The 20,910-nt window shown below is 72.1% G+C and carries 23 protein-coding genes; 15 read left to right on the forward strand and 8 right to left on the reverse strand.

Features of this window, described 5'->3' with window-relative positions; all coding sequences use genetic code 11:
- Positions 1–105 precede the first annotated feature (105 nt).
- Both WFJ01_RS01270 and WFJ01_RS01275 read left to right on the forward strand, forming a co-directional pair.
- Positions 106–1,455 carry an MATE family efflux transporter gene (locus tag WFJ01_RS01270; protein ID WP_336627976.1) on the forward strand — a complete coding sequence of 450 codons (1,350 nt, stop codon included), beginning with the start codon at positions 106–108 and terminating at the stop codon, positions 1,453–1,455.
- Between the two features lie 126 nt (positions 1,456–1,581).
- Positions 1,582–1,872, forward strand: a complete 291-nt coding sequence (locus WFJ01_RS01275) for a hypothetical protein (RefSeq protein ID WP_292883173.1) — start codon at positions 1,582–1,584, stop codon at positions 1,870–1,872.
- Positions 1,873–1,907: 35 nt separating this feature from the next.
- Here WFJ01_RS01275 and WFJ01_RS01280 read toward each other — a convergent pair whose 3' ends face one another.
- Positions 1,908–2,543 carry a TrmH family RNA methyltransferase gene (locus WFJ01_RS01280; protein ID WP_295034848.1) on the reverse strand — a complete coding sequence of 212 codons (636 nt, stop codon included), beginning with the start codon at positions 2,541–2,543 and terminating at the stop codon, positions 1,908–1,910.
- 136 nt (positions 2,544–2,679) lie between these two features.
- Between WFJ01_RS01280 and WFJ01_RS01285 the strand changes: the two genes are divergently transcribed.
- The 6 genes from WFJ01_RS01285 to WFJ01_RS01310 all read left to right on the forward strand — a co-directional run bounded on the left by WFJ01_RS01285 (position 2,680) and on the right by WFJ01_RS01310 (position 7,115).
- The gene (locus WFJ01_RS01285) at positions 2,680–3,972 is read left to right on the forward strand and encodes an Nramp family divalent metal transporter (RefSeq protein WP_336628189.1); all 1,293 of its coding nucleotides are present in this window, start codon (positions 2,680–2,682) and stop codon (positions 3,970–3,972) included.
- 322 nt (positions 3,973–4,294) lie between these two features.
- Entirely contained in the window at positions 4,295–4,645 is a 351-nt protein-coding gene (locus WFJ01_RS01290) for a hypothetical protein (protein ID WP_251442930.1), read from the forward strand.
- Between the two features lie 100 nt (positions 4,646–4,745).
- Positions 4,746–5,378 carry a metal-dependent transcriptional regulator gene (locus WFJ01_RS01295; RefSeq protein ID WP_292883166.1) on the forward strand — a complete coding sequence of 211 codons (633 nt, stop codon included), beginning with the start codon at positions 4,746–4,748 and terminating at the stop codon, positions 5,376–5,378.
- Between the two features lie 170 nt (positions 5,379–5,548).
- On the forward strand, positions 5,549–6,379 hold the full coding sequence (locus WFJ01_RS01300; protein ID WP_336627977.1) for an HAD-IIA family hydrolase: 831 nt from the start codon (positions 5,549–5,551) through the stop codon (positions 6,377–6,379).
- A gap of 2 nt (positions 6,380–6,381) precedes the next feature.
- The gene (locus WFJ01_RS01305; RefSeq protein ID WP_251442936.1) at positions 6,382–6,954 is read left to right on the forward strand and encodes a YdeI/OmpD-associated family protein; all 573 of its coding nucleotides are present in this window, start codon (positions 6,382–6,384) and stop codon (positions 6,952–6,954) included.
- Entirely contained in the window at positions 6,951–7,115 is a 165-nt protein-coding gene (locus WFJ01_RS01310) for a hypothetical protein (RefSeq protein ID WP_251442938.1), read from the forward strand. The genes WFJ01_RS01305 and WFJ01_RS01310 overlap by 4 nt, the downstream gene beginning before the upstream one ends.
- Before the next feature lie 285 nt (positions 7,116–7,400).
- On the opposite strand, the gene WFJ01_RS01315 is transcribed toward WFJ01_RS01310, so the two are convergent.
- Together WFJ01_RS01315 and pyrE are read right to left on the reverse strand one after the other, a co-directional pair.
- Positions 7,401–8,318: an ROK family protein gene (locus WFJ01_RS01315; protein ID WP_336627978.1), complete on the reverse strand. Its 918-nt coding sequence runs from the start codon at positions 8,316–8,318 to the stop codon at positions 7,401–7,403.
- Positions 8,319–8,436: 118 nt separating this feature from the next.
- Complete coding sequence (gene pyrE / locus WFJ01_RS01320; protein WP_251442942.1) at positions 8,437–9,012, reverse strand: orotate phosphoribosyltransferase; 576 nt, start codon at positions 9,010–9,012, stop codon at positions 8,437–8,439.
- Between the two features lie 94 nt (positions 9,013–9,106).
- Here pyrE and WFJ01_RS01325 point away from each other — a divergent pair, with 94 nt between their 5' ends.
- The 3 genes from WFJ01_RS01325 (at position 9,107) to WFJ01_RS01335 (ending at position 12,444) form a co-directional block, all read left to right on the forward strand.
- The gene (locus WFJ01_RS01325) at positions 9,107–9,706 is read left to right on the forward strand and encodes a YbhB/YbcL family Raf kinase inhibitor-like protein (protein ID WP_251442945.1); all 600 of its coding nucleotides are present in this window, start codon (positions 9,107–9,109) and stop codon (positions 9,704–9,706) included.
- Positions 9,707–9,835: 129 nt separating this feature from the next.
- Positions 9,836–10,267, forward strand: coding sequence for a GlcG/HbpS family heme-binding protein (locus tag WFJ01_RS01330; RefSeq protein WP_251442947.1), 432 nt, complete (start codon positions 9,836–9,838; stop codon positions 10,265–10,267).
- Positions 10,264–12,444 (forward strand): malate synthase G, encoded by a 2,181-nt coding sequence (locus WFJ01_RS01335; RefSeq protein ID WP_251442950.1) that lies wholly within the window; start codon positions 10,264–10,266, stop codon positions 12,442–12,444. The genes WFJ01_RS01330 and WFJ01_RS01335 overlap by 4 nt, the downstream gene beginning before the upstream one ends.
- A gap of 142 nt (positions 12,445–12,586) precedes the next feature.
- On the opposite strand, the gene WFJ01_RS01340 is transcribed toward WFJ01_RS01335, so the two are convergent.
- On the reverse strand, positions 12,587–13,111 hold the full coding sequence (locus tag WFJ01_RS01340) for a DUF6611 family protein (RefSeq protein ID WP_336627979.1): 525 nt from the start codon (positions 13,109–13,111) through the stop codon (positions 12,587–12,589).
- A 227-nt stretch (positions 13,112–13,338) separates the two neighbouring features.
- Between WFJ01_RS01340 and WFJ01_RS01345 the strand changes: the two genes are divergently transcribed.
- Positions 13,339–14,184, forward strand: a complete 846-nt coding sequence (locus WFJ01_RS01345) for an exodeoxyribonuclease III (RefSeq protein WP_292883145.1) — start codon at positions 13,339–13,341, stop codon at positions 14,182–14,184.
- Positions 14,181–15,092: an HAD family hydrolase gene (locus WFJ01_RS01350; RefSeq protein WP_336627980.1), complete on the forward strand. Its 912-nt coding sequence runs from the start codon at positions 14,181–14,183 to the stop codon at positions 15,090–15,092. The genes WFJ01_RS01345 and WFJ01_RS01350 overlap by 4 nt, the downstream gene beginning before the upstream one ends.
- An 81-nt stretch (positions 15,093–15,173) precedes the next feature.
- Here WFJ01_RS01350 and WFJ01_RS01355 read toward each other — a convergent pair whose 3' ends face one another.
- From WFJ01_RS01355 to WFJ01_RS01370, 4 genes are all read right to left on the reverse strand, one after another.
- Positions 15,174–16,346, reverse strand: coding sequence for a carboxypeptidase regulatory-like domain-containing protein (locus WFJ01_RS01355; RefSeq protein ID WP_336627981.1), 1,173 nt, complete (start codon positions 16,344–16,346; stop codon positions 15,174–15,176).
- 273 nt (positions 16,347–16,619) lie between these two features.
- The gene (locus WFJ01_RS01360) at positions 16,620–17,237 is read right to left on the reverse strand and encodes a dihydrofolate reductase family protein (protein WP_336627982.1); all 618 of its coding nucleotides are present in this window, start codon (positions 17,235–17,237) and stop codon (positions 16,620–16,622) included.
- A gap of 41 nt (positions 17,238–17,278) precedes the next feature.
- On the reverse strand, positions 17,279–17,959 hold the full coding sequence (locus WFJ01_RS01365; RefSeq protein ID WP_251442967.1) for a winged helix-turn-helix transcriptional regulator: 681 nt from the start codon (positions 17,957–17,959) through the stop codon (positions 17,279–17,281).
- 15 nt (positions 17,960–17,974) lie between these two features.
- The gene (locus tag WFJ01_RS01370) at positions 17,975–18,403 is read right to left on the reverse strand and encodes a VOC family protein (protein ID WP_251442969.1); all 429 of its coding nucleotides are present in this window, start codon (positions 18,401–18,403) and stop codon (positions 17,975–17,977) included.
- A gap of 184 nt (positions 18,404–18,587) precedes the next feature.
- Between WFJ01_RS01370 and WFJ01_RS01375 the strand changes: the two genes are divergently transcribed.
- Positions 18,588–20,177, forward strand: coding sequence for a sensor histidine kinase (locus WFJ01_RS01375; protein WP_336627983.1), 1,590 nt, complete (start codon positions 18,588–18,590; stop codon positions 20,175–20,177).
- Positions 20,174–20,902, forward strand: a complete 729-nt coding sequence (locus WFJ01_RS01380) for a response regulator transcription factor (RefSeq protein ID WP_336627984.1) — start codon at positions 20,174–20,176, stop codon at positions 20,900–20,902. Before WFJ01_RS01375 ends, WFJ01_RS01380 begins: the two co-directional genes overlap by 4 nt.
- The last annotated feature ends 8 nt before the right edge of the window (positions 20,903–20,910 follow it).

The raw sequence follows: 20,910 nt of genomic DNA on the forward strand, positions 1-20,910 counted from the left end.
CTCGGGTGCTCTCAGCCTAACGTCGGCCGGCGGGCGGCGGCCGGGGGCCGGGAGGAGAGATCGCCGGACGGCCGGGATGTCCGCACGCACCCCTAGGCTCGTACGGTGCCCTCCCCGATCCCGAGCGAGACCCCGAGCGCGGCGCCGAGCCTGAACCGCGAGATCGTCCGGCTCGCGGTTCCTGCGCTGGGCGCGCTCGTCGCGGAGCCCGCGTTCCTCATGGTCGACGCGGCGCTGGTCGGACACCTGGGCACGACCCCGCTCGCCGGACTCGGCATCGCCTCGGCGATCCTGCAGACCATCGTCGGCCTGATGATCTTCCTCGCCTACTCGACGACCCCCGCGGTGGCACGACGGTTCGGGGCGGGCGAGCACGGCGATGCGGTGTCGGTCGGCATCGACGGGATGTGGCTCGCCCTGGGTCTCGGCGCGGTGCTCGCGGTGATCGGCTCGCTGCTGACCCCCGCCGTGATCCCGCTCTTCGGCGCGAGTCCCGCTGTCGCCGCGCAGGCGAGCGCGTACCTCGTGCCCTCGATGTGGGGGCTGCCCGCCATGCTCGTCGTCTATGCCGCGACCGGGCTGCTGCGCGGGATGCAGGACACGATGACCCCGCTGTGGATCGCCGGCATCGGCTTCGCGGCGAACGCGCTGCTGAACGCCCTGTTCATCTACGGCTTCGGCTGGGGCATCGCCGGATCCGCGTTCGGCACGGTCGTCGCCCAGTGGGGCATGGTCGGCGTCTACGTGCTCGTGATCGGCCGCCTCGCCCGCCGTCACGACGCGTCGATCTCCCCCGAGCTGAGCGGGATCCGCGGATCCGCGCGCTCCGGCGGGTGGCTGTTCCTGCGCACCGTGAGCCTGCGCGTCGCGCTGCTCGCGACCGTGGCCGTCGCGACGGGCATCGGCACGCGCGAGCTCGCCGGCTGGCAGGTCGTGTTCACGGTGTTCTCCGCCGCGGCGTTCGCCCTCGACGCTCTCGCGATCGCCGCGCAGGCCCTCATCGGCAAGAGCCTGGGAGCCTTGGATCCGAACGGCGCACGGCACGTGCTGGCCCGCACCGTCGCGTGGGGCGCCTGGTTCGGGGTGATCGTCGGCGCGCTCATCGCCGCCCTGTCGGCCGTCATCGGCCTCGCCTTCACCGGCGACCCGCACCTCGCCGCACTCATCCAGCCGGCGCTGATCGTGCTCGCCATCGCCCAGCCGATCGCGGGCGTCGTCTTCGTGCTCGACGGAGTGCTCATGGGAGCGGGCGACGCGCGGTACCTCGCCCTCGCAGGCGGACTGAACCTCGTCCCCTTCCTACCCGCGCTCGCGATCATCGCCGCGACCGGGGTCTCCGGTGTCGCCGGGCTGGTCTGGCTCGCCGTCGCCTTCTTCGGCGTCTACCTGTGCGCGCGCCTGGTCACGCTCGGCCTCCGCGTGCGCACCGGACGCTGGCTCTCCCTCGCCGTCTGAGCGCGCTCCCGATCCGCACAGGTGCGGTGAACGGCGGAGTGTGCACAGGATCCGGATCCGTCCACGGAGGGGCCTCGGATCCTGGCACGCTGATCGGATCCGGGAGACACTGGAGGGGTGCTGACCATGAACGAACCGCAGGTGTGGACATTGATCGGTGTGTTCGCGACCGGCATGTTCGGGATGATCGCCGTCGTGACCTCGATGTTCACGCGCGTCCTGCGCACGGAGATCGGCGGACTGCGCGCCGAGATGACCGGCGAGATCGGGGGGCTCAGAGCAGAGTTCCGCGGCGAGCTCGCCGAGCTGCGCACGGATCTCAAGGGAGAGCTCGCGAGCCTGCGCACCGAGGTCCGCACCGTCGACCGCGACGTGAGCGCCCTGATGAAGCACACCTTCGGCGTCGACCGCGACTGAGCGCACCTCTTCATCGAGCTCTCCGCCGGTGCCGGTCAGCCCGCGTGCCTCCGGCACCACTCGTGCATGATGATCGCCGCCGCAGCTCCGGCGTTGATCGAGCGGGTGGACCCGTACTGGGTGATCTCGACGTGCCCGGAGGCGGCGGAGAGCGCCTCGTCCGAGAGCCCGGGGCCCTCCGCGCCGAACAGCAGCACGCAGCGTTCCGGCAGCTCCGCCTGATCGACGGGGAGCGCGCCGTCGAGGTTGTCGACGGCGATGATCGGGATCCGCTCCGCCCGCGCCCATTCGGCGAACTCGGCCACGGTCTCGTGATGGACCACGTGCTGGTAGCGATCGGTCACCATCGCGCCACGGCGGTTCCAGCGGCGGCGGCCGATGATGTGCACGGTGTCGGCGAGGAACGCGTTGGCGCTGCGCACGATCGACCCGATGTTCATGTCGTGCTGCCAGTTCTCGATCGCGACGTGGAAGCCGTGCCGGCGCTTATCGAGGTCGGCGACGATCGCCTCCATGCGCCAGTACCGGTATCCGTCGACGACATTGCGCCGGTCGCCGTGCGCCAGCAGCTCGGGGTCGAAGCGGTCGTCCGAGGGCCACTCCCCCTCCCACGGCCCGACGCCGTGCGGAGGATCGAGCTCGGGTTCGGCGACGGGCTCGGGATCCTGCATCCCGCCAGCGTATCCGGCGACGGCACCCGCCCGTCCGCGGCGGCGGGTGCCGTCGCCGCGGGGTTGCCGCGGAGAATCAGATATTTCGGTTCGCCTAAATATGGGATAGGTTTTCGGTGTGCCTAAAACGACCGTGATCGACGCGCCGCCGAGCGGGCGCGCCGGTGCGCCCGCTTCCGCACGCGGCGTGGCCCTGCTCGGACCGGCACTCGTCGCCGGAGTCGCCTACGTGGATCCGGGCAACGTCGCGAGCAACATGACGGCGGGCGCGGGCTACGGCTACCTGCTGGTGTGGGTGGTCGTCGTCGCGAACGTGATCGCCTGGCTCGTGCAGTACCTCTCGGCGAAGCTCGGCGTCGTCACCGGCCGCAGCCTTCCCGAGCTGCTCGGCGACGGTCTGCGCAACCGCTTCGCCCGCCGTGCGTACTGGCTGCAGGCCGAGCTCGTCGCCATGGCGACCGACATCGCCGAGGTCATCGGCGGCGCCGTCGCGCTGCAGCTGCTGTTCGGCCTCCCGCTGCTGCTCGGCGGACTGATCACCGGCGCCGTGTCGATGGCGCTGCTCGCGGTGCAGGGCAGACGCGGCGCACGCCCCTTCGAGTTCGTCGTGATCGGCCTCCTCGCCGTGGTCACCGTGGGGTTCCTCGCCGGCCTCCTGGTCGCCCCGCCGGATCCCGCCGCAGCCCTCGGCGGCCTGACGCCGCGGTTCACCGATTCCGGATCCGTGCTGCTGGCCGCCTCGATCCTCGGCGCGACGATCATGCCGCACGCGATCTACGCGCACTCCGCCCTCGCCCGCGATCGCTTCGGCGCGCCGGCCGCCCCCTCCGCCGGAACCACGTCCGTCGCGACGTCGCCGTCCGCCCCGCGCACCCCGGTCGCACGGCTTCTCGCCGTGACCCGGTGGGACGTCACCCTCGCGATGGTCGTCGCCGGCGCCGTGAACCTGGGGATGCTGCTGCTCGCGGCAGCCACGCTGCCGGGAGTCGAGGGCACCGACTCGCTCGAGGGCGCCCATGCCGCGATCAGCGCGCAGCTCGGCCCGCTCATCGGCACCCTCTTCGCCGTCGGGCTGCTCGCCTCGGGCCTCGCCTCGACGGCGGTGGGGGCCTATGCGGGCGCGGAGATCATGCACGGCCTGCTGCGGGTGCGCATCGCAATGCCCGTGCGCCGCCTGATCACCCTCATCCCGGCGCTCGTCATCCTCGGGCTCGGCGTCGACCCCACGTTCGCTCTCGTGCTCAGCCAGGTGGCGCTGTCGTTCGGGATCCCCTTCGCCCTCATCCCGCTCGTCGCGCTCACCGCCCGGCGACGGATCCTGGGGACCTACGCCAACCGGCCGTGGACCACCGTCGCCGGCATCGTGGCGGTGACCCTGCTCATCGCGCTCAACGCGGTGCTGCTCTGGCTGCTGCTGACCGGATCCTGACCCGTTTCGCGCTCCCGCCGCCCGCGCCCGGCTCGTCGGGGACCGCTCGCCCGGCCGCCGCGCCCGGCCGCCGCGCTCGGCCGCCGCGCCCGGCCGCCGCGCCGCGCCCGGTTCGCCATTCCCGCGAGACCGAACCTGCGTCCCGAGACCGACGATGAATCGCGCGGTCTCGGGGCGCAGGTTCGGTCTCGCGGTCAGCACCCCGGATCCCGCACGCCCACCGGATCCCGCACGCCCACCGGATCCCGCACGGCCACCGGATCCACCGGAAGGAGGATCCGGCCCGCATGGGGAGCACAGCCGCCGCGGGTAGGCTCGGAGCATGGCCCGATCCCGCCGCCCGTCCGCCGCGCAGCGCGCCGCAGAGAAGGCCGAAGCGCAGGCCGCCGCGCGTCGCGCCGTGCGGATCTGCACCTGGGCGTCGCTCGTCACCGCCGCTCTCGGGGTGCTCCTGATCGCCGTGCCGAAGCTGATGCCGGTCGGCAGCCCCTGGGTTCAGCTCGCGCTCGGCGCGCTCACCCTGATCCTGGCGTTCCGCGCCAGGGCGATCGGCATGCGCGGCGTCGAGGGATTCGACGGCCGCCTCTCGCTGCTGGGCGCGGCCGCGGGCTTCATCGTGATGTTCTTCGCAGGCCAGGCGGCGTTCTCCGTGCTGTCCTCCCTCGGCCACTGACCCCCGCTCTCCGAGTCGTCCCCCTGAGGACGACCTATGGACCGTGCCCAGGGAGACGACTCGAAGGAGGACGACGAGGCGGAGAGGTTAGGCTGGATCCGTGGCATCCCCCGCGGCCGACGACTACCTCAAGACGGTGTTCGCGCACACCGAATGGCAGCCGGCGCCGATCACGCCGTCGCAGCTCGCCGCCAAGCTCGGCATCGCCCCGTCCAGCGTCACCGAGATGGTGAAGAAGCTCGCCGCGTCGGGCCTCGTCTCGCACGTGCCCTATGGAGCCGTGCGCCTCACCGACGACGGGGAGCAGCGGGCTCTCGCGATCATCCGACGGCACCGCCTCATCGAGACCTGGCTCGTGCGGGAGTTCGGCTACGCGTGGGACGAGGTGCACGACGAGGCCGAGGTGCTCGAGCACACCATCAGCGACCGGCTGCTGGAGGGCATCGACGCCCGACTCGGCAGGCCGCGTTTCGACCCGCACGGCGACGCGATCCCCGGTGCGGACGGCCGCATCGAGCGCGAGCCGTTCGTCCTGCTCGCCGATGCCGCCGCCGGCCACACCGGCCGGGTGCTGCGGGTGGACGACCGGGATCCCGAGCTGCTGCGCTCCCTGGAGTCGGCCGGTCTGGTGATCGGCGGCGAGGTCACGGTGACCGCCGAGGGACTGAGGATCGACGGCGCCGAGGTCGAGCTCCCGACGGACGGCGCCGACGCCGTCTGGCTGTCGGCCTGACGCCGGCTTCGGGGTCGACGGCGCCAGAGCTCCGCCCGCCGAACTCAGGCCGGATCCCGTCCGAGGGGGCGAACGGAGCCGGCTCCGGCCCTCCCCCGCAGATCCGACCTGAGTTCGGCGGTGGGCGGCGCCGTCATCCGCCCGTAACCCGCGGGTTCTAGGCTGGGCGCATGGCACAACGCGACGACATCGAATGCTGGCTCACCGACATGGACGGTGTGCTTGTGCACGAGAACGACGCCATCCCCGGTGCGTCCGAGCTGCTCGCCAACTGGGAGAGCAGCGGAATCCCCTACCTCGTGCTGACCAACAACTCGATCTTCACCGCGCGAGACCTGTCCGCGCGGCTGCGCACGAGCGGGCTGAACGTGCCGGAGGAGCGGATCTGGACCTCCGCGCTCGCGACGGCCGACTTCCTGAAGCAGCAGCTCCCCGGCGGATCCGCGTTCGTGATCGGAGAGGCCGGGATCCTCACGGCCCTCCACGACGCGGGCTTCATCATGACCGAGACGAACCCCGACTTCGTCGTGGTCGGCGAGACGCGCAACTACTCGTTCGAGGCGATCACCAAGGCGATCCGCCTGATCGACGGCGGTGCGCGCTTCATCGTCACCAACCCCGATGCCACGGGGCCGAGCGCCGACGGGCCGCTGCCCGCCACCGGGGCGATCGCCGCCCTCATCACCAAGGCGACCGGGCGGGATCCGTATGTGGTCGGCAAGCCGAACCCGATGATGTTCCGCTCGGCGCTGAACAAGATCGGCGCCCATTCCAAGCGCACCGGCATGATCGGCGACCGCATGGACACCGACGTGGTGGCGGGCATCGAGGCGGGCCTGCACACGGTGCTCGTGCTGACCGGGATCAGCGACACGGCGGAGATCGAGAAGTACCCGTTCCGTCCGGACGAGGTCGTGCAGTCGGTGGCGGATCTGCTCCCCCGGATCACCGAGACGATCCGCACGATCCCGCAGAAGGCCTCGAAGGCCTCCCGGGACTGAGCATGGGCGCACTCGACGAGGGCGAGCGGGTCGTCGCCGCGGACGCCGCCGCCTGGCGCTCCTGGCTCGCCGCGAACCACGGGACGGCGACCGGCGCCTGGCTGGTGCGCCCCCGCCCCGGCAACGACGACGTGCACGTCGGCTATGAGGAGGCGATCCTGCAGGCGCTGTGCTTCGGGTGGATCGACGGCCCCGTGCGCAGCTTCGACGAGCGCATCGGCGGGCTGTGGTTCGCGCCGCGCCGTGCGTCCAGCGGGTGGGCCGCGACGAACAAGGCCCGGATCGCGCTGCTCGAGGAGGCGGGCCTGCTCGAGGCGGCCGGGATCCGCGCGATCGAGATCGCCAAGGCCAACGGCGCCTGGTCGGTGCTCGACGGCCCGGAAGCCGGCATCGAGCCGGACGACCTCGCCGCCGCCCTCGACGCGGCACCCCTCGCGCGCGCCGGGTGGGACGCGTTCCCGCCGTCGGTGAAGAAGCTCGGCCTCACGCAGATCGCGATGGCGAAGCGGCCCGAGACGAGGGCCGCCCGCATCGCGAAGATCGTGGCGGACGCGGCAGAGGGGAAGCGGCCGTGAGCACGAACCCGATCCTCTGGGTCGCGCTGGTGATCGCGCTCGGCACCCTCGCCGCGTGGATCGTGCAGTTCGTTCGCAGCCGTCGGGGCGGCTCGGCCCGCGACCGCGGCGCCTGGTGGGAAGGCCCCTGGGATGAGGACGACCCGCCGCGGAAGAGCTGAGCCCGGCCGACCACACCCCGCGCCCGGGGTCGTTGAGCGAGCACGGCCGCACCCCGCGCCCGGGGTCGTTGAGCGAGCACGGCCGCAGGCCGCGCGAGACGAAACGCGGCGCCCTTGCAGAGAACCGCGTTTCGTCTCGGTCGCTGCGCGTCCTCGCTCAACGTCCCCGGGAACGGAGCTCGATCCCGCGCTCAACGTCCCCGGGAACGGAGCTCGATCCCGCGCCGCCCGCTACCGCAGCACGAGCGCCTGACGCAGCACGAGCGCCTGACGCAGCACGAGCGCCTAGCGCAGCACGAGCGCCGCGGCGCCGATGAGCGGCCCCTCGTCGCCGAGTCCGGAACGCACCACGCGGGTGCGCCGGGAGTAGTCGTGCGCGGCGGTGGCCACGAGCGCGGCCTGGACGAGGTCGATGTAGTCGGCGGAGACGCGGGAGAACCCGCCGCCGATCGCGACCACCTCCAGATCCACCAGGGTCGAGGCATCGGCGAGCGCCGCGCCGACGGTGCGGGCGGACCTCTCGATCGCCGCCCGTGCGAGCGGGTCCCCGACTGCCGCGTCACGCGCGAGGTCCTCGCCCTGTTCGCCCGACCAGCCCTGCGTGCGGGCCCAGGCCACGCTCGCGGGCCCGGAGGCGACCTGCTCGACCGTGAGCCCCTCGGCGGCGTGCACCTGTCCCAGGTGGCCGGCGTTGCCCGACGCGCCGGGGAGGTATTGCCCGCCGACCACGAAGCCGCCGCCGACGCCCGTCGACACGACGATCGACAGCGACGCCGCAGCGCCCTGCGTGGCGCCGAGCCACGACTCGGCGAGCGCGAGGCAGCCGCCATCGTGCGCGAGCACGGTCGGCACCGGTGCGCCGACCGCGGCCGCGGCGGCGTCCCGCACGGCACCGCGCAGGTCGAACCCGTGCGCGCCGGGCATGTTCACGGGGACGATGGTGCCCTGTTCGCGGTCGACGGGACCGGCGCTGCCGATGCCCGCGCCGATCAGCTCGTGGTCGGCGTCACGGCCGGCGAGCGCGTGGCGGACGACCTCGCCGATCGCGGCGCGCAGCGAGTCGGGTGTCGCCTCCGGCCCGGTCGGGCGGCGACTGCGGGTGCCGTCGACGACGGTCCCGTCGGCGCGCACGAGCGCGGCCTCGAGCTTGGTGCCGCCGACGTCGACGGCCAGGGCGATGCGGGGGTCCTCGGATCCGGTCATTCGGCGCTCCTCATCGCGGCGGGGACGGAGGCAGGATGCGGCGATGCCTGCAGGATCGGATCCGCGGATCCGTCGTGCACGCGAGTCCGGATCCTGCGGATGTCGCGACGATCGCGGGTCACTGCGGCGCGAGCCCGAGGTCGTCGAGGTCGATCGCGGCGAGCCACTGCAGCCCGGCCGCTTCGACGGCGGCCTGAGCGCCGGTCTTGCGGTCGACGATCGAGATCACGGCGACCGGCTCGGCGCCCGCGGCGCGCAGCACCTCCACGGCCTTGAGCGGCGAGCCGCCGGTGGTCGAGGTGTCCTCGACGACGACCACGCGCTTGCCGGCGACGTCGGCGCCCTCGATCTGACGGCCGCGGCCGTGGTCCTTGGGCTCCTTGCGCACCACGAAGGCGTCGACCGGGGATCCGGCGCGCACCGACTCGTGCATCACGGCGTTGGCGATGGGGTCGGCGCCGAGCGTCAGGCCGCCCACGGCCGCGATGCCCTCGAGCCCCTGCATCAGGTCGAGCACGATGCGGCCGATCGCGGGCGCAGCACGGTGGTCCAGGGTGAGCCGGCGCATGTCGACGTAGTACGTGGCCTTCTTGCCGCTGGCCAGCGTGAAGTCTCCGTGGAACACGGCCTCGTCGGTGATGAGGCCGATGAGGGCCTGCCGGTCTGCTTCGAGTTCGGGGGTGCTGAGCGTCACGGCTCAAGTCTAGGACGGCGGCCCCCGGCCACAGGAGTACGACCACAGCGGATCCGCCCTGGTCGCGTCCGCCCCGACGGTGCGAGGATGGGCCGTGGCCGTCTCGACACCGCGAGCGACGCGATGCGAGCCGCCGCGACTGGAGGACCGCATGCTCGACGTCGACACGTACGCCGCCCTCGCCCGGCTCAAGCCGGTGCCCCCGCTGGAGCTCTCCAGCCCCGACTTCGACGCGGACGGGCCGCTGCCCGTCTGGGCGTGGTCGGAGTCGCGCGGCGGGGACGACCGGTCTCCCGGCCTGGTCTGGGGCGAGCCACCGGCGGGCACGAAGAGCTTCGCGCTCTCGGTCTACGACCCGGACGCGCCGACCGGATCCGGCTTCTGGCACTGGGCCGTCGCGAACATCCCGGCCGACGTGCGCTCACTGCCCGCGGGCGCGGGCGACGGCGAACCCGGATCCCTCCCCGCCCAGGCGATCACGCTGCCGAACGAGGCGCGCCTGCCGCGCTACATCGGCGCCGCCCCGCCGGCCGGGACGGGCGTGCACCGCTACGTCATCACGGTCGACGCGCTCGACATCGAGGAGATCGACCTCGACGGCGACGAGACGCCCGCCTATCTCGGCTTCAACCGGCACTTCCACGTGCTGGCGCGGGGCATCCTCGTCGGCACGGCGGATCCCTCCGAGCGGTGAGCGGCGGGGAGGATCCGGGACCGACGCGGCACCTTCTTTCAAGATGTGGAACTTAAGCTTCACATTGTGATAATCTCCTTCCGAGAGGTAATCTCGACATCGAGATAAATCACGCCGAGGGAGACGCCGATGTCCACGCACCGACAGACCGTCACGATCACGTACGAGACGGCCGCCCGCGCCGTGGCGCTCGCCCTCGAGATCGGCGCCGAACGCGGCCTGCCCACGGTCGCCGCCGTCGCGGATCCGTCGATGACACTCATCGCCTACGGCATGGCCGACGGCTCCACCCCGCACAGCGCCGAGACCTCGCAGCGCAAGGCGAAGAGCAGCGCGTCGATCCGCCGCCGCACCGGGCAGATCGCCGACGCGCTCGCGGCGACCCTTCCGCTCGGCACGGGCGGCACCATGACCACCATCGACGGGGGCGTGCCGATCTTCTTCGGCGACGACCACGTCGGCGGCCTCGGCATCGCCGGCGGTCCGCCCGCGCTCGACGCGGAGATCGCACTCGAAACCCTGAAGCGCCTCGGCGCCCGCACAGAAGGAATGGAACTATGACCTCGTACCTCTCCCGCGCTGACCTGTCGGTCGCCGCGCCGATCGTCGAGTTCGCTGAAGCGTCCCTTGCCGATTCCGGCCGCGACGCCACGGCGTTCTGGGCGGGCGCGAGTGCGATCGTGCACGACCTGGTGCCGCGCAACGCCGCGCTGCTCGCCCGGCGCGATGAGCTGCAGCAGCAGATCGACGAGTTCCACCGGCAGAACCCCGGCCAGCCGGACCCGGCCGCCTACCGCGCCTTCCTCACCGAGATCGGCTACCTCGTGCCGGTGCCGGAGCAGGTCGCCGTCACCACGTCGGACGTCGACCCCGAGATCGCCACGATGGCCGGCCCGCAGCTGGTCGTGCCGCTGCTGAACGCGCGCTTCGCACTGAACGCCGCGAACGCCCGATGGGGATCCCTGTACGACGCGCTCTACGGCACCGACGCCATCTCCCGCGAGGGCGAGCTGGCGCCCGGCCGCGAGTTCAACCCGAAGCGCGCGGCCGAGGTCGTCGCGTTCGGCCGCGAGTTCCTGGACGAGATCGCGCCGCTGACCGAGGGATCGCACCGCGACGCCACCGGCTACCGCGTCGACGCGGACGGCCTCGTCGTGTCGACCGCGACGGGCGACCGCCGCCTCGCGGATCCGACCCGCTTCGTCGGCTACACCGGCGACGCCGACGCGCCGGCCACCGTGCTGCTGGTGCAGAACGGACTGCACGCGGAGATCCTCGTGGACCGCGCAGGCGCCATCGGCCGCACCGACGCCGCGGGCGTGCAGGACATCATCCTGGAGTCGGCGCTCACCGCGATCCTCGACCTCGAGGACTCGGTCGCCGCCGTCGACGGCGACGACAAGGCCCTCGGCTACCGCAACTGGCGCGGGTTCATGGACGGCAGCCTCACCGAGACCGTGACCAAGGGCGACAAGACGTTCACCCGCTCGCTCGCGGCCGACCGGGTCTACCGCACGGCAGACGGCGGAGAGGTCACGCTGCCGGGCCGTGCGACGCTGTTCGTCCGCAACGTGGGCCACCTCATGCGCACCCCGGCCGTGCTCGACCGCAACGGCGACGAGGTGTTCGAGGGCATCGTCGATGCGATCATGACCGCGCTCGGCTCCCTCCCCGAACTCGAGGGCGCCAACAAGGGCAGCAACTCGCGCACCGGATCCATGTACATCGTGAAGCCCAAGATGCACGGCCCCGAGGAGGTCGCGTTCGCGGCCGAGCTGTTCGGCCGCGTCGAGGAGCTGCTGGGCCTTCCGGCCGGGACCATGAAGGTCGGCATCATGGACGAGGAGCGTCGCACCTCGGCGAACCTCGCCGCCGCGATCGCCGCCGCGAGCGATCGCGTCGTCTTCATCAACACCGGCTTCCTCGACCGCACCGGCGACGAGATCCACACCTCGCTGCACGCCGGCCCGTTCCTCCCGAAGGCCGGCATCAAGGCGCAGCCGTTCATGCAGGCGTACGAGGACCGCAACGTGGCGATCGGCGTCGCATCCGGACTGACCGGGCACGCCCAGATCGGCAAGGGCATGTGGGCCGAGCCCGATCTCATGCACGACATGCTGCAGAAGAAGATCGCGCACCCGCTCTCCGGCGCATCGACCGCCTGGGTGCCGTCGCCGACCGCAGCGACGCTGCATGCCCTGCACTATCACCAGGTCGACGCGTTCGCCGCGCGCGCGGCACTGCCGCCCGTCGACGACGAGGCGCTGAACCGGCTGCTGGTTCCGCCGCTCGCCGCCGAGGGCGACCTCACCCCGGAGATCGTCGCCACCGAGGTCGACAACAACGTGCAGTCGATCCTCGGCTACGTGGTGCGCTGGATCGACCAGGGCATCGGCGTCTCGAAGGTGCCGGACATCCACGACGTGGGCCTCATGGAGGACCGCGCCACCCTGCGCATCTCGAGCCAGCTGCTCGCGAACTGGCTGCAGCACGGCGTGATCACCGAGGCGCAGGTCGACGACAGCCTCCGCCGCCTCGCCGGGGTCGTGGATGCGCAGAACGCGGGCGACCCGAACTACGAGCCGCTCGCCTTCGCCGACGGCGCCGAGCCGGGGATCGCGTTCACCGCGGCCCGTCGCCTCATCACCGAGGGCGCCGCCCAGCCGAGCGGCTACACCGAGCCGCTGCTGCACGGTCTGCGCCGCGAGAAGAAGGCCGAGCAGGCCGCGCGCGGCTGACCTTCCGCATCCCCGCGTCGCTCCCCTGCCTCATGAGGTCGTTGAGCGGGCAAGGCCGCGAGGCCGCGCGAGACGAAACGCGGCCCCTTCCCGGGGGCCGCGTTTCGTCATTCGCATCCGGGGTCCCGCCTTCGCGTGCCGGTCAGGCGGCGTGCGTGTAGACCGCTCGCCACACGCGCTCGAAGCCCTCACGGTCGAGCGCCCCCGCGCGATAGGCGGCGCTGGCGCCCTGGATCGAGTCGGCCAGGGCGTCGAGCCGGCGCTGCGCATCCCGGTCCTCGCCGTCGACGCGGAGCCCCGAGCAGCACGCGGTGACGGTCGCCGCCGTACAGCGCACCGCGCGGGTGCCGCGCGCCAGGACGATGCCGACCGGCACGGTGACGGCCGCGATCGCCACGAGCGCGGCCAGCGGCGCGATGCCCGCGGCCGCGCAGCCGATCCAGACGAGCAGGCCGCCGCCGAACGCGAAGACGCCGTATCCGCGGGAGAGCTCGGCCCGGCACCGCTCCGGTGCGGGGGCGTCCGGGGAATAGATCACGAGGGTGCTCGAGACCACGCCGTAGCGGCTGACCGAGCGCGACAGGTAGCCCCAGTGCGGGCGGGAGCGGTGCAGCGCGTGCGGGGAGGCGCCATGCTGCGAGGGCGTGGTTCGCTGTTCGATGACCATGGATCCACGGTGCGCGCCAGGTGCGCGGAACGGACCCGATCCCTACGGAATGCAAACGGATCCGGTCCGGATCCCTGCGATCGCCGTGCGTTCCCGGGGATCCGTCCCGCCCCGGTGCACGACCGGCCGAGCCCGCCGTACGCAGGACCGGCGCCGCGAGATGCAGAAGCACCCCGCACGGTCCCCGCACGGTCGGCGGTGTCCGCGCCCGCCCGTAGGCTGGATCCATGCGCCTGGCCACCTGGAACGTCAACTCCATCCGCACCCGCGTCGCCCGCACCGTCGAGTTCGCCGTGCGCGAGGACATCGACGTGCTCGCGATGCAGGAGATCAAGTGCAAGCCGGAGCAGTTCCCCTACGCCCCCTTCGAGGAAGCCGGCTACCACGTCGAGGTGCACGGCCTGAACCAGTGGAACGGCGTCGCGATCGCGAGCCGTGAGCCGATGACCGACGTCCGCACGGCGTTCGACGGCATGCCCGGCTTCGCGAAGGGCCATGAGGGCCCCGACGCGCCGCTCGAGGCCCGGGCGCTCGGCGCGATCGTGAACGGCGTGCGGGTGTGGAGCCTGTACGTCCCCAACGGACGCTCGCTCGACGATCCGCACCTCGCCTACAAGCTGCACTGGCTCGACGCGCTGCGCACCTCGACCGCGGCAGAGCTCGAGGCGAAGCCCGGTCTGCCGCTCGCCCTCGTCGGCGACTTCAACATCATCCCGTTCGACCACGACAACGGGGATCCGGACATCGTGGTCGGCAAGTCCACGCACGTCTCCCCCGAGGAGCGCGCCGCCTTCTTCGCACTGGAGTCGGCGGGCGTGCACGACGTCGTGCGGCCGCTCCTGCCCGAGGGATACACCTACTGGGACTACCAGCGGCTCAAGTTCCCGCGCAACGAGGGGATCCGGATCGACTTCGTGCTCGGATCCACGGCCTTCGCCGACGCGGTGAAGGGCGCCTCGATCCACCGCGAGGAGCGCAAGGGCGAGCAGCCCAGCGACCACGTGCCGGTGGTCGTCGACCTCGATCTGGCGGGCGCCGACGAGGACGACGACATGCCGATGATCTTCGCGTGAACTCCGCGGATCCCCGCCCCCCGGAGTCGTCGAGCGAGGACGCCGAAGGCGACCGAGACGAAACGGCGCGCGCCCGCAAGGGAGCCGTCCCTCCGAGGCCGATCCGGCTCGTCGCCACCGACCTCGACGGCACCCTGCTGGATCCTTCTGGACACGTCACCGCCCGCACCCGGGCGGCGCTCGACGCGGCGCGGACCGCCGGCATCGTCGTCGTGCCCGTGACGGCGCGGCAGCCGATCGGACTGCGCGCGATCGCCGAGGAGGCCGGGTTCGACGGCTGGGCCCTGTGCGGCAACGGCGCCTATGGCATCCATCTCGGATCGCACGAGCAGCTGTTCGCCACGGAGATCGCGGTGCCGGTGCAGCAGCGGATCGCCCGCGAGCTGGGCGCGCGGATCGATGGGCTGCTCTTCGCGAGCGTGCGCGAGGCGGGCGAGGTGTTCGTCGCGCAGGAGGGCTACGCCGAGGTCGCGACGCTCAGCGACCACAAGCGGGATCCGCGCACCATGGGCGCCGTGCCGCTCGCGGAGGTGCTGGCGGCACCGAGCCTGAAACTCGTGATCCGCCACGCGACGATCTCCCCGCCGGAGATCTTCGCCGTGCTGGGATCCCTGGACCGGGCCGGCTTCGCGGCGACCCTGTCGGGAGCGCCGTTCGTGGAGGTCATGGCCGAGGGAGTCACCAAGGCCACCGGCCTCGCGCAACTGTGCACGCGGCTCGGCATCGATCGCACCGAGGTGCTTTCCTTCGGGGACGCCCTCAACGACGTCGAGATGCTGCGATGGTCCGGTCGCGGCGTCGCCCTGGCGAACGCGGAACCCGAAGCCCTGGCCGCCGCCGATGACGTCACCCTCTCGAACGCCGAGGACGGAGTGGCCGCCGTGCTGGAGCGGGTGCTCGCGGACTGACCCGAGTGGGCGCCATCGCGCGACGGCGGGGCCGGAGCGGGCGAATCCCGCTCGGCCCCGGCACGCCCGACCGCAGCCCGATCAGGCCTGCTGCCGGCGGCGGACGCGCATCAGCACCGCGCCGGCCACGAGCAGGAGCATTCCCAGACCCACGATGCCGAGCGGGACGTCGGCGCCGGTCGCAGCCAGCTGCGTACCGGCGGAGCCCGACGAGGTCGAGCCCGTGCCGGCTGAGCCGTTCCCCGATCCGGATCCGTCCGATCCGCCGGGGGCAGCGACAGCGGTCACCGTGAGGGGTGCGCCGCCCGTCAGCGTCGACATCGCCCCCACCAGCACGATCCGGTGCTCGCCCGCCGCGATGTCCGCCGGGATCGTGACCGTGGTGTCGACGGTGCCGTCGACCCCGGCAGTCACCGATGCGAGCACGACCGGAGCGGAGTGCAGCTCGATCTGGACCGGCTCGCCGGTGGCGAAGCCGGATGCCGTCACGCGCACCGCATCACCGGGATGCGCCGTCGCGGACGACAGCGCGACGTCGGCGGTGAGCGAGGACAGGTCGAAGTCGATGCCCGTGGTGTCGCCGGTCCCCGAGACGACGACCGGAGTCGCGTCCGTCGCAGAGTCGGCGTGCGAGTAGTACTGCGGAGCGATGGCCCAGGCGAAGCCTTCTGTGCCCTCGACCCGCACCGTGTAGCTGCCCGGGCCGACCGTGAGGCCGTAGGTCCCGTCGGCGTGGACGTACGTCATCCCGATGAACTGGCCGTCCTGCTCGGCGATCACCGCGATGCTCGCCGAGTGCCCGCGCAGATCCGTCGAGCCGTCGAGGAGCACGGATCCGCGGATCGACACGGCCGGGTCGAGCTGCGCGTCGATGCCGGTGAGCTCGGATCCATCGGTGACCGTGATCGGCGTCGCAGCCTGCGGGCTCGAAGCGCCGTCCCACCACTGGGGGGCGAGAGCCAGGCGGGGGTCGCTGAAGTTGACCGTGTACTGCCCCGGCGCCGCATTCGGGATCCGATACTCACCGGCGTCATCGGTCGAGGCGGCGAAGTGGCCGTGGTCGCCCGTCACGGTGATGTACACGCCCGCAGCAGGGAGTCCGTCCGCGGTCCTCGTGACGGTCCCGCTGATCGCGCCGCTCCCCGCCGGCGGAGCGGCACTGGCCGCCCCCACTCCGGTGAACATCAGCGCCGCGGCGAGCAGCGCGGTCAGCGCGGCCTTCCCGCGTCGGCGTCCGGGCACACGTGCAGTCATCCTGGTCCCCCTCGGGTCAGCGACCGCTCCCCTTCGTCGGGCGCGGTCGGAGCCTGAAGAACCAGGCGTCGATGCAATCTATCGTCATAGGGTTCTCCCAGGAAAGAGGCAGGCCTGCGATCGCCCCCGGACATGGGAACACCCGCACTCCCCAGAGTGCGGGTGTTCGGGTCAACGTCCCCACGCGTTATGAGGACTGTAGTTTCTGCGCGGTTCCCTGGACAGAGGTGATCGCGATATTCCGGTCACGAATGGGAAACGGAGCGCGGGGACTCACATCGTGCCGGTCGTGGGCTCCCCGGGAAGCGGCGCATAACGCAGCAGCAGAGTGCCGCCGTCGCCCGACTCGGCGTGGACGAGACGCAGGTTGTGCGCGGATGCCCCGTCGGGGAACACCTTCTTCCCCTGGCCGAGCACGATGGGATACACCCACAGCTGCAGTTCGTCGTAGAGCTGCTCGTCCAGGAGCGTCTGCACGAAGTCGACGCTTCCGATCACGTGCACGTCCTCGTGCTTCTCCCGCAGAGCGGCGAGCTCGGCCGGAAGATCGGCGCCGATCCGGCTGCTGCCCTCCCAGTCGAGCCGGATGCCGGCGTCGCGCGACGCCACGTACTTGGGCACCCGGTTGAACAGCTCCCCGATGAAACCCTCGGGCCCGGCGGTGTGCTCCGGCCAGTAGCCGGCGAAGATGTCGTAGGTGCGGCGCCCGAGCAGCAGCGCGTCGAGCGTCTCCATGCCCTGGATCACGCTGCGCATGACGGCCTCGCTCGGCAGCGTCGCCTGCCAGCCCCCGAAGCGGAAGCCTCCGCTGGTGTCCTCCTCGGGGCCGCCCGGCGCCTGGGCGACGCCGTCGACGGTGGTGAACAGGTCGATGATGATGCGTCCGGTCATGATGTGCTCTCTCCTTGATCGCGGTCCTGTCCCGGGCGACGCTACGCCGCGAGGGGGTCGATGTGAAAGGTCTTCGTGAAGGCGTCCAGGATCCGCTGATCGCCGCGCACGACGGCGACGAGATCCTGCGCGACCGCCTGCTCCGGGGAGACATCCCCGGCGATGAGGCGCCGGATGCCGGGTCCTGCGACGACCACCGCCTCCGGCTCGCCGGGCGGCAGGGCTCCCCCCACCGGCGGTGCGGCCGGAGCGAGCTGCGCCACCTGCAGCACGCCCGCGTCGACGATCACCCGCAGGGCCACGTCGCCCAGGTGCAGCGCGATGTCGAGGTCGCTCGACCGCTCGGGTCGGAACGCGGTGCGCAGCGCCATCGTGAGCGAGTCGGCGGTCACGACGTCTCCCTCGCCGGGATCGCCCATCGTCTGGAACCCCCAGCGCCCCAGCGCGAGCACGATCGGCTCGAGCGCGCGCCCGTACGGCGTGAGCTCGTACACGAGACCGCTCCCGTGCAGCGGCGCGCGGCGCACCACGCCGCCCTCCTGCAGCTCCTTGAGCCGGGTGGACAGGATGTTCGTCGGGATGCGGGGCAGCCCCTGCTTCAGATCCGTGTACCGACGCGGGCCGACGAGCAAGTCGCGCACGATGAGCAGCGCCCAGCGCTCCCCGATCAGCTCGACCGCCGTCGTCACGCCGCAGTACTGGCCGTAGCTGCGTGCGGCCACGTCAGCGCCCCCGCATCACGCCGTGGCGGCCGACGCATCGGCCTCCTGCTCGGCGCCACCCGGGACCATGTACAGGAAGCCGAGCGAGTTTCCGTCCGGGTCGTCGAGATCGCGCGAGTACATGAAGCCGTAGTCCTGGGCGGGCTGGGGCTCGGTGCCTCCCGCGGCGAGCCCCCTGGCGAGCGCGGCGTCGACCTCCTCGCGGGAGTCGAGGGCGAACGAGGCGGACGTCTGCAGTGAGATCCGCGGATCCACGATGGGCTTCTCGGTGAAGGTCGCGAAGAACTCGCGCGTGATCATCATGAAGAAGATGTTGTCGTCCCAGACGACGCAGACGCCGTTCTCGTCGGACATCTCGGGATTGATGGTGCAGCCGAGCGCCGTGTAGAACGCCTTGGTGCGCTCCAGATCGGTGACGGGCAGGCTGATGAAGACGCTGGCCATGGTGACTCCTCTGTCCGCGGATCCGGAGAGGATCCGACACATTTAGCTTGCTTTTTGCAAGCTTACTTGTCAAGAGCAAGTTCGATCCGATCCAGCGGCTCAGGGAACCGTGCCCGCGGCATGCCTCGCCCGGTCCGCCGTACGGGGGATGTTCGCGGCGCGGCGCCCGCTCTACGGTGGAGGGATGCCCTTCACCCGCACGCCGACACCCCGTGAGCTCCGGCAGGATCTGCTCCTCGCCGCGGTCCTGCTCGTGGGCGGGATCCTCAGTGCGGGCCTGTCGTCGATCGCGAAGGTGTACGGCGCCGAGCAGGGCGAGCTGTGGACCGCCATCCCGTACGTCGTCGTGATCGCGGCGGCGCTCTCGGTCCGCCGCCGCTGGCCCGCTCCCGTCGCCGTCGTCGTCTCGATCGCGTTCATCGTGGCGACCTCGCTGCACGTGCCCGAGATCTATGCGGGCAACATCGCCATGTTCATCGCCCTGTACACGGTCGGGGCATGGATGAACGCGCGCCGCGGCGCGTTCCTCGTGCGGGCCGGGATCATGGCCGTGATGGCCGTGTGGCTCGTGATCGAGATGTACCGGCAGACGATCGATCAGGCCGCGAAGGCGGATGTCGTCGCCGGGATGTTCTCGCCCCTCGTCGCGTTCCTCATGCTGCAGGTGCTTCTGAACGTGCTCTACTTCGGCGGCGCCTATTACTTCGGCGAACGCAGCTGGATCGCCGCCCGGCAGCGTGCGGCGCTCGAGCAGCGCACCGCGGAGCTCGAGCGCGAGCGCGCGCTCAGCGCCGCCCAGGCCGTGGCCCTGGACCGCGTGCGCATCGCCCGCGAGCTGCACGACGTCGTCGCCCACCACGTCTCGGTGATGGGCGTGCAGGCGGGGGCCGCGCGGATGATGATCCCGCAGGATCCCCAGGCCGCGACCGCGATCGTCGCCGGAATCGAGACCGCGGCACGGGACGCGATCCGCGATTTCCACCAGCTGCTGGACACGCTCCGCGACCCCGGCGACAGCGAGGACGTCGCCTCGACGGTCGAGGTGGACGACATCGCCGGCCTCGCCGTCGCGTCGACCGCGGCCGGGCTCCCCACCCGTCTGCAGGTGATCGGCGACCCCGTGCCGGTGCCGCGGGTGACGGCGGTGAACCTGTACCGGATCGCGCAGGAGTCGCTCACGAACGCACGGCGTCACGCCGGCCCCGACGCCGAGGCGGACGTGCGGATCCGCTACGAGCGGGGTTCCGTCGAGCTCGAGGTGGTCAATACGGGCCGGATCGTCACCGGCCTGCGACCGGGCCTGGGCCAGCTCGGCATGCGCGAGCGGGCGACGGCGTCGGGGGGCTCGATCGAGCTCGTCCCCCGCTCGACCGGCGGATTCCGCGTGCGCGCCACCCTGCCGTTGGCCGGGGCTGCCGATCGTGCCGGGGTCGCCGAGTCGCCCGACCGTGAGGACCGCGCTGGCCGGTCCGACCGTGAGGACCGCGCTGGCCGGTCCGACCGTGAGACCGAACCTGCGCCTCGAGACCGACGATCGTTTCCTTGGTCTCGCGACGCAGGTTCGGTCTCGCGGTCATCCGGCGTACCAGCCCCCCGCGCCGACGACGCACCGGCGACAGCCGTCACGCACCCGAGCGAGCCGCACGGAACGCACGAGCCCCACGGAACGCAGGGACCCCACGGAACGAGCGAGCCGCACAGAGCGCACGAGCCGCACAGAACGGACGAGCCGCACGGACCACAGGAACCGCGCATCCGGGAGGGAGCCGCGTGACAGCGCCGATCCGCGTGCTCCTCGCCGACGATCACGCCATGCTCCGGGCGGGGTTCCGCACCATCCTCGATCTGCAGCCCGACATCGCCGTCGTGGGGGAGGCGGCGAGCGGATCCGAGGCGGTGACGCTGGCCGGATCTCTGCAGCCCGACGTCATCACCATGGACGTGCAGATGCCCGACATGGACGGCATCGAGGCGACGCGGCGGATCCGCGCCGATGAGCGGATCCGCGCCTCCATCGCGATCGTGACGACCTTCGATCGCGACGACTACCTGTTCGACGCGCTGGACGCCGGCGCGAGCGGATTCCTGCTCAAGAACGCAGGCCCTGAGGAGCTCGTCGCGGCGGTGCGGGCGCTGGCCGCCGGCGACGGCATGCTCGCGCCGGAGGTCACCCGGCGGGTGCTGCAGCGCTTCGCCGGCCACCCGGTCCCCACGACGTCCGCCGCGCCCTCGATCCGGGGCGCCTCGGATCCGGCGACCGGATCGGCCGCCCTCCCCAGCGCCGACCTTCCGGAGCCGCTCACCGAGCGCGAGGGCGACGTGCTGCGCCTCGTCGCCGAGGCGTGGAGCAACGCCGAGATCGCCGCGGAGCTGTTCATCGGCGAGGCGACGGTGAAGACGCACGTGTCGCGGATCCTGCAGAAGCTCGGCGCCCGCGACCGCGTGCAGGCGGTGGTGCTCGCGCACCGACTGGGCCTGGCGCAGCCGCCCGCCCGCTAGCCTCGCCC

The sequence above is a fragment of the Microbacterium sp. MMO-35 genome (assembly GCF_037147555.1).
GTDB lineage: Bacteria > Actinomycetota > Actinomycetes > Actinomycetales > Microbacteriaceae > Microbacterium.